This is a genomic window from Mycobacterium sp., assembly GCF_002863225.1.
Lineage (GTDB): Bacteria > Actinomycetota > Actinomycetes > Mycobacteriales > Mycobacteriaceae > Mycobacterium.
The window spans coordinates 90,239-98,397 of the sequence record NZ_PKEK01000062.1 but is presented as its reverse complement, the minus strand read 5'-3'; the positions used below and the strand labels follow the sequence as shown (position 1 = coordinate 98,397).

Below are 8,159 nucleotides of genomic sequence, written 5' to 3'. Positions count from 1 at the left end.
GCGACCAAAACCCCGGCGGCTACCGAAACTCCGGTGGCCGAGACCGAAGCCAAGACCGAAGCCGGCCCCGGCGCCGACGAAACGCCGGAGGCCGCCGAGGAGGTCGAGCAGCCGACCGAGACCACGGAGACGCCGGACACCGCGGATTCCGAACCGGCACGCCGTCGCTTGAGTGTTCGGCTCGCATTGAGTATTGCCGCGGTGCTCGCGATCGTCGGACTGCTCGGTGCAAGCGGTTGGATGGCGTGGCAACACCAGAAGGTCGTGGACGAGCGGCAGCAGGCGGAGGCGTACATCGCAACCGCCCGGCAAGGCATCGTCAATCTGACGTCACTGGATTTCAAGAAATCCAAGGAAGACGTCCAACGGATCCTGGACAGTGCCACCGGTGACTTTCGGGACCAATTCCAGAAGACCGCAGAGGATTTCGCGTCCGTCGTCAAAGACACCCAGGCGGTGGCAGAGGGAACTGTAGCCGCCGCCGCGGTGGAGTCGATGAACAAGGATTCGGCGGTCGTCCTGGTGCTGGCCAACGAGCGGGTCACCAACGCGGCCGGCGCCAAGGATGCGCCCCGGACCTTCCGCTTCAAGGTCTCGGTGGTCCACGAGGGTGATCAGCTGAAGCTTTCGAAAGTGGAGTTCGTGCTGTGAGTGACGAGGAGACAAAACCCGACGTCGAGACCACCGGCGACGTCGAGACCACACCCGACGTCGAGGCGACCGAAGGCGCCGAAATCGACAAAGCCGCCGCGAGCGACACGGCAACCACTGAGGCCGAAGTCACGCCGTCGGCGACGTCTCGGTGGCGCTCGCTGCCCGTCGTCCCGCTGGCGCTGGTGTTGGGCCTGATCGCGGCCGGCAGCCTGGCCGGATGGGTGTACTTCTCGCAGTACCGGCCCGACGAGATGGTCGACCACTCCGTCGAGCAGAGCGTTGTCAGCGCCGCTCGGGACGGCACCACGGCGCTGCTGACCTACAAGCCGGAAACCCTCAACGAGGACTTCGCTGCGGCCAAGTCGCACCTCAGCGGGGACTTCGCGAACTACTACGACAAATTCACCAGGGACGTCATCGCGCCGGCCGCGCAATCGAAAGGCGTCAAGACCACCGCTCAGGTCGTCGGCGCCGCGGCCAAGGACCTGCATGCTGACTCGGCGGTCGTGCTGATCTTCGTCAACCAGGCGACGGTCAGCAAGGAACGCCCCGACCCGTCGATGGCGTCCAGCGCCGTCCTCGTCACGATGAACAAGCTGCACGGCGACTGGCTGATCACCAAGTTCGACCCGATCTAGCTAGAGCGCGAAGGATCTGCGCAGCGTTCGCGAGTGCAGCGCCGTGCTCTCCTGCGACACCACCCAGTCCGGCACCGCGGAGTCGAACCCGTGGAACGTCGCCGCGACCACATGCAATTCGGTGTGCACGAAAGCATGCAGCAGGCGGTTGGCGTAATCGATCGCCTCGTCCCGGCACGGGTCGATCTCGGCGCAACTGATGAAGGCCGGCGGCAGCCCTTCCAGGTTCGCTCGATGAGCCGGAACGTGCTCCGAGGTCGCGGCGCCGTGGCCGAGATAGTGATTCCACGCCCGGCTCACCGCGGGACCGTTGAGTCCCGGTGTCTGCTGGAATTCCCGTCGCGACGGTGTGGCGTCGCAGTCCAGCATCGGCTGGTGCAGTACCTGTGCCAGGATCGCCGGGCCTTCGGAGTCGAAGTTGCGCTGAGCGAGCGCCGCAACCAGTGCCGCCCCCGCGTCACGGCCCATCACCACTACCCGAGTGCGGTCGACATCGAGATCCTCGCTCTGCTCGATGACGTAGCGGAACGCGGCTTCCACGTCGTCCAGTGCTGCGGGGCAGGGATGCTCGGGCGCCAGCCGGTAGTCCACCGACACCACCAGGCAACGTCCCTCGCGGGCCAGTTGCACGCAGTGCGCGTGGTCGGTGTCCAGATTGCCGGTGACGAAGCCACCACCGTGCGCGTAGATGGTCAGCGGCGCCGACGATCCGGCCGGACCGCGGTACAGCCGAAGGCCCAGTGGTTCACCGGCGGGTCCGGCGATGGCCCGGTCCTCGACCTGTACGTCGGACGTGTCGACGGCCGCGGCGCGGTCGGCCGCCAACCGGTCGATCCGCTCGCGCTCGGCCGGCAGCGAGTCCGCCTGGAATTCCACGATCGCCGACTTGGCCGCCGCATCGCGCAGTGCCGGGTCGATTCGACTGATTCCGCGGGGCCGGGTGGCTTCGGCGCGATCGGTCTCCGTCGTCATACCCTCGTCCTTCGGCGTTGTTAGGTCACCCTATTTAAGCCGTTGGCGATACGGCCCGACTCGCCGGTGGTCACTCGGGGCCGGCGGCGGCCGCGGGCCGCTCACCGGGGAGCGCTTTCACAGTCGACGGCAGGCCGTACAACGCGGTGGCGTTGCCGTGCATGATCCGCTCACGCTGTGCGGCCGGGAACCGGTTGACGGCGTAGTTCGGCGCGTCGTAGCTCCAGTGCGGATAGTCGGTCGAGAACATCAGGTTGTCGCCGAGGTCCATCATCTCGACGTACTCGCGGAACTGCTTGACGTCGGTGTCTTCCAGCGGCTGGGTGGTGAACCGGACGTGTTCGCGGACGTACTCCGACGGCCGCCGTCGAACGTGCGGCAGATCGGCGCGACGCGCCTCCCAGATCCGGTCCATCCGCGACATCACCGGCATGGCCCAGGTGAAGCCGCCCTCGACGAAGACAATCCGAAGGTCGGGATGCCGGTCGAAGGCCCCGTCGAAGACCAGGCTCATCAGGTGCGAGACGTACAACAACGGCCAGGACGCGAAGAAGTCGTGCCAGTGGGCCGGATTGCCGACCGGAAACAGCGGAATGAGCTCGAACGGCGTCTGCCCCATCAGGTGGGTGGCGACCGGCAGCCCGTTGGCCGAAGCGGCCGCGTAGATCGGGTCGAAATGCGGGTTGCCGAACGGGATTCCGCGGGTCTGCGGCGTCATCAGCACCTGCGCCAGGTACGGATGACCCGCCCACCGCTCGATCTCCCGGGCCGCCGAGTCGGGCACCTGCGCACTGACGCTGATCGAGCCACGCCAGCGGCCGTGCGCGTTGTTGCGGTCCAGCCACACGTCGGCGAGCCATTTGTTGTAGGTCGACTTCAGCACATGTTCGGCCTGTGGCAGTTGCGCGTCGCACATCGGTTCCAGCGTCGCGATGCCGACGCCGGCGCCGACGAGCAATTGCTGAGCCGCGTACTCGGGATCGGTGCCGGCGAAGCCACCGCCGGGCGGCGCCGCGTCGACCCGCATGGACATCGTCTTGTACGAGTCCGGGGTGTCGTAGAAGTGCGGCAGCGGCGTGACGGCGTTGCCGACGGGCCAGATCTTGTCGACCCACTCCGGTGGCGCATAAGACTTCAGGACGTCGGTCGAGACCGGCATCGGGTGCACGTCGGTGTCGACGATGGCGACTGCGATCTCGTCGTGTGCGAGGTGCGGTTCGGCCCGCTCGATGATGGTCATCGGACACTCCCTTCCGCCGGCGCCGTAAGCCCGTAGAGCTCGGCGGCGTTGCGCCACAACAACTTGTCGCGCTGCGCGTCGTCCAACCCGTCGGCGGCGTCCGCGGGTGAAGTCGTCGACCAGTGCGGATAGGCCGACCCGTACATCACCAGATCGCTCTTGCCGGAGAACTCCATCCAGCGCTGCGTCTGGCCGAGATCGGTCGGCCCGTCCAGCGACGACGAGCAGAAGCGGACGTGAGCCGGCAGATAATCGCTGGGATAACGGTCGACCCAAGGGGTCTGGTCGCGCATCGACAGCCAGAACGTGTCCAGCCGCCAGATCAGCGGCGTCAGGATGTCGTATCCGCCGTCGGCGAAGACGAACCTCAGATCGGGATGACGGCCGAAAGTGCCCTCGACGATCAGCGTGGCCAGGTGGACGAAGTAGTTCAGCGGCATGAAGGCCGCGTAGCCGGGATAGGTGCCGGCGTGGCCCGCGAACGTCGGCGCGTAGTCGACACCGTTGCCGCCGTTGATGTGCACGGCGACGGGCAGTCCGTGGGCGGCGGCCGCTTCCCAGATCGGCTCGAACATCGGCTTGCCGTAGGGCTCGCGGGATTGCATCGGGACGCCGACCTGTACCAGCTTGGGATGTGCGGCGAGGCGTTCGATCTCGGCCACCGCGCCGCGTGGATCTTCCGGGTTGACCCTGATGGTGCCGCGGAAGCGATTGCTGGTGTCGGGCTCCAGCCAACGGTCCAGCAGCCAGTCGTTGACCGCGGCGCAGATCCGGCTGTTGAGCAGATAGTCGGCGATGTTGCCCCGGGTCGACGGGTTCAACACCGCGTAATCGACACCGCCGTCGTCGAAGAGGTGATGGGCAACGGTGTCACGGTCGGACCCGGGATAGTGCTCGCCGTAGAGGTCCTGCCGGTAGTTTCCACCCGGCGCCTGATACCACTGTGACTCGACGTCAGGGATGGACCGCAGCTTGTGGGCCGCCGGTAAATAGCGTCTGACTTCGGCGTTGTAGCGGAAATGCGGTTGGACGTTGGTGTCGATGATCATGCGGTCAGGTACACCTTCCCGTCGGCGATGTCGACGTCGTACGTTCGGACCCGTCGCTTGGGGTCGGCCAGATTCTGTCCGGTGGTGACGTCGAATTCCCAGTTGTGCCAAGGGCATCGGAGAATCTGGCCGTCGCGCACCCGGCGCAGCCCGCCCGGCTCGTCGGGCGCCCATTCGTTGGTGCCGCCGATCAGTCCCTCGCACAGCGGCGCGCCCTCGTGCGAGCAGTAGTTCACGATCGCGTGCAGGGAACCGGCGACGTTGTACACCCCGACACCGAACTTCCCGACGTCCACGAGTTTCATCGCGCCCGGCGGCAAGTCGTCGAGCGAACACACAAGTCGACGTTCAGCCACAGTTAATACTGTCCTCGTTACCGTAACCGCCACAAGCCGTTGGGCTTCGTTGCTATCTATATTATGATAGCGAAATTCCCGGTCACGAAGGAGCGGCAATGACGCTGCGTACCGAACAGTCCGATGTTGGGGACCAGCCCGTCGTCCTCGACACCACCGGCGAGACCAGCCCGTACCCGTTCTTCGAGTACATGCGGCGCACCGAACCGGTGTTCCACGGCACCTTCATGGAAAACGAGTTGCTGCCGCCGGAGCTGAAGGCCGACGACGAATGGGTGCTGTACGGCTACGACGGGGTTTTCCAGGCCTTCCGCGACGAGAAGGCCTTCACCTCCGCCGCGTACGACAAAACGATCGGCCTGGTGATGGGCCACACCATTCTGGCGATGGAGGGCAAGGAGCATCACGACCATCGCAGCCTGGTGGCCAAAGCCTTCCGGGCCACCGCCTTGGAGCGCTGGGAGCCGTCGGTCATCGGCCCGGTCTGCGACCAACTCGTCGACGAGATCAAGGCCGACGGGCATGCCGACCTGGTGAAGGCGCTGACGTTCGAATTCCCCACCCGGATCATCTCCGAGCTACTCGGGTTGCCCCGTGAAGATCTCGAGATGTTCCGTCGGTTGTCGCTAGGCCTCATCTCGATCCAGACCGACATCGAGGCCGGGTTGATCGCAGCCGGCGAATTGCACACCTACTTTTCCGAACAGGTCGAGCAGCGTCGCCGGAAGCCGACCAACGACATCATCGGCGACCTGTGCACCGCGGAGATCGACGGTGAGAAGCTCGACGACGAGGCGATCATCGCGTTCCTGCGGCTTCTGCTGCCGGCCGGCCTGGAGACCACGTACCGGTCCTCGGGCAACCTGCTCTACCTGCTGTTGACCCATCCCGAGCAGTTGGCGATGGTGCAGCGGGACCGGTCTTTGATTCCGGCCGCGATGGAAGAGGGCCTGCGGGTCGAGACTCCGCTGACGATGGTCATGCGAACCACGACCCGCGACGTCGAAATCAGCGGCACGACAATCCCCGCCGGTGCTCAGGTCGACTTGTGCATGGGATCGGCCAACCGTGACGAGAGCCGTTGGCCGGACTCCAACACCTTCGACATTCGACGACCTCGCCAGCCGCACATCGCTTTTGCGGGCGGCATCCACATGTGTCTGGGAATGCATCTGGCACGCCTGGAAACTCGGGTAATGCTGGACAGCCTGCTGAATCGTCTCGAGAACCTCCGGCTGGAACCCGACGACGACACCCGGATAGTCGGTGTCACATTCCGCTCGCCCAACAGCCTGCCCGTGACCTTCACCCCGGTGTCGTGAGAAGTCGCGCCGCGATCCTGCACGACGTCGGCGGGCCATGGTCCGTCGAGGAAATCGAGCTCGATCCCCCGAAAGCCGGCGAAGTTCTGGTCAAGATGGCCGCGTCCGGACTGTGCCATTCCGACGATCACATCCTCAAGGGCGACATGTCCGCGCCCAACGAGGTGATGAAGTCGATGGGGCTGCCGACCATGTTCCCGATGATCGGCGGGCACGAGGGATCGGGCATCGTCGTCGAGGTCGGCGACGGCGTCACGGAGTTCGCCCCGGGCGACCACGTGGTGATGTCCTTTGTGGCGGTCTGCGGCCAATGCCGTTGGTGCGCAACCGGAGCCGAGTACATCTGCGACGCCGGCATCGGCACGATGATCCCTGGCATGCCCACCGACGGCACATTTCGCCATCACACCGCCGACGGCCGGGACCTCGGCCACCTGGCCAAGGTGGGCACGTTCGCCGAGCACACCGTGGTGTCGACGAGGTCGCTGGTCAAAATCGAGCAGCACCTTCCGCTGGCGCCCAGCGCGCTGTTGTCGTGCGCGATCCCGACTGGCTTCGGCTCGGTGTCCAACCGATCGAACATGCGCGCCGGCGACACCGTCGTGGTGATCGGCGTGGGTGGCATCGGCACGGCCGCGATCCAGAGCGCCAGAGTCAACGGTGCCGCACAGATCATCGCCGTCGATCCAGTCGAGTTCAAACAAAAGTCGGCACTGCGGTTCGGCGCGACGCACACCGCCGGATCAGCTGAAGAGGCAATGGATTTGGTGCGCGGTCTGACGCTCGGGGTGATGGCCGATTCCGTGGTGGTCTCACCGTCGTTGGTGGCTCGCGAAGACGTCCGCGACGGGGTTGCCCTGACTCGCAAGGGCGGCACCTGCGTGCTGACCGGGATGACGTCGCAGTTGACCCACTCGGTCAAGATCAACCTGCAGGACTTCATCCTGATGAACAAGACGCTGGCGGGCACCATCTTCGGCTCGTGTAATCCGAAGGCCGACATCGACCGGTTGGCCCGGCTGTATCAGTCCGGTCAACTGATGCTCGACGAGATGATCACCAGACGGTACCGGCTCGACGAGATCAACGACGCCTACGCCGACCTGCTGAACGGCGAGATCGTCCGCGGGATCATCGATTTCGGAATCGAATAACCCGCAGTCGCCGGGCCTGGTTCTGGTTCACGGCGGTGAACACTCGGCGGACTGCTGGGATCTCACCGTCGACGAATTACGCCTGCTCGCACCGGATTTGCCGGTATTGGCGGTCGACATGCCGGGTCATGGTTCGACTCCCGGGGATCTGACGACGGTGAGCATCGCCGATTGCGTCCGGTCGGCCGTCGAGCAGGTGGAGGCCGCGGGTCTGGGTGAGGTGGTCGTGGTGGGGCACTCACTCGCCGGTTTGACGGTGCCCGGCATCGTTGCCGCGCTGGGACCGTCGCGGGTGCGGGAGATGATCTTGGCGGCGTCGTGTCTGCCGGTGCAGGGTTCGGCGATCGTCGACACCCTCGTCGGGCCGCTGGCCTGGTATGTGCGTCGGGCGGTGCGGTTGCGGACTCCCCCGTCGACAACGCCAAACCTACTCAGCGCCTTGATCTTCTGCAACGGAATGACGCGCGCGCAGCGCCGCTTCACGTTGGCGCGAATTCATCCCGAGGCGGTGACGGTCATCGCTGAGGCGGTCGATCGGAGCGGCCTGCCCGAGGACATCCCGCGGACCTGGATCCTCACCCTGCGGGACCACGCGCTGTTCCGGCACGTACAGATGCGGAGTATCGAAGCGCTCGGCGGCGTCGACACGTTGATTCCCATCGACACCTGCCATGACCTGATGATCAGCGAGCCTCGGCAGCTGGCCGAGATACTCGTCGAGCGGTGTGGTTTGTACAACTGAAACCACTTGCGTCACTTCAGTTTCGCCGCGGT

Annotated in this window: 9 protein-coding genes; 5 read left to right on the top strand and 4 right to left on the bottom strand. The window is 65.5% G+C overall.

Annotation, left to right across the window (positions count from 1 at the left end; genetic code table 11):
* The coding region (locus CYU59_RS19865) for a hypothetical protein (protein WP_293001830.1) at nt 1–651 on the top strand (651 nt) is incomplete at its 5' end.
* A complete protein-coding gene (locus CYU59_RS19860) occupies nt 648–1,292 on the top strand; it encodes a hypothetical protein (RefSeq protein WP_293001828.1) in 645 nt (214 codons plus the stop codon). The genes CYU59_RS19865 and CYU59_RS19860, both read left to right, overlap by 4 nt.
* Here CYU59_RS19860 and CYU59_RS19855 read toward each other — a convergent pair whose 3' ends face one another.
* From CYU59_RS19855 to CYU59_RS19840, 4 genes are all read right to left on the bottom strand, one after another.
* Nucleotides 1,293–2,264, bottom strand: coding sequence for an alpha/beta hydrolase (locus CYU59_RS19855; RefSeq protein WP_293001826.1), 972 nt, complete (start codon nt 2,262–2,264; stop codon nt 1,293–1,295). It abuts the gene before it with no gap.
* A 70-nt stretch (nt 2,265–2,334) separates the two neighbouring features.
* Complete coding sequence (locus CYU59_RS19850) at nt 2,335–3,504, bottom strand: amidohydrolase family protein (protein ID WP_293001824.1); 1,170 nt, start codon at nt 3,502–3,504, stop codon at nt 2,335–2,337.
* Entirely contained in the window at nt 3,501–4,553 is a 1,053-nt protein-coding gene (locus CYU59_RS19845) for an amidohydrolase family protein (RefSeq protein WP_293001822.1), read from the bottom strand. The genes CYU59_RS19850 and CYU59_RS19845 overlap by 4 nt, the downstream gene beginning before the upstream one ends.
* On the bottom strand, nt 4,550–4,909 hold the full coding sequence (locus tag CYU59_RS19840) for a Rieske (2Fe-2S) protein (RefSeq protein ID WP_293001820.1): 360 nt from the start codon (nt 4,907–4,909) through the stop codon (nt 4,550–4,552). The genes CYU59_RS19845 and CYU59_RS19840 overlap by 4 nt, the downstream gene beginning before the upstream one ends.
* A 98-nt stretch (nt 4,910–5,007) precedes the next feature.
* Between CYU59_RS19840 and CYU59_RS19835 the strand changes: the two genes are divergently transcribed.
* Genes CYU59_RS19835 through CYU59_RS19825 form a run of 3 tightly spaced genes read left to right on the top strand, consistent with a single transcriptional unit; the run spans nt 5,008 to nt 8,127 of the window.
* Entirely contained in the window at nt 5,008–6,231 is a 1,224-nt protein-coding gene (locus CYU59_RS19835) for a cytochrome P450 (protein ID WP_293001818.1), read from the top strand.
* Entirely contained in the window at nt 6,228–7,385 is a 1,158-nt protein-coding gene (locus tag CYU59_RS19830) for a Zn-dependent alcohol dehydrogenase (RefSeq protein WP_293001816.1), read from the top strand. The genes CYU59_RS19835 and CYU59_RS19830 overlap by 4 nt, the downstream gene beginning before the upstream one ends.
* A complete protein-coding gene (locus tag CYU59_RS19825; RefSeq protein ID WP_293001842.1) occupies nt 7,369–8,127 on the top strand; it encodes an alpha/beta fold hydrolase in 759 nt (252 codons plus the stop codon). Before CYU59_RS19830 ends, CYU59_RS19825 begins: the two co-directional genes overlap by 17 nt.
* The last annotated feature ends 32 nt before the right edge of the window (nt 8,128–8,159 follow it).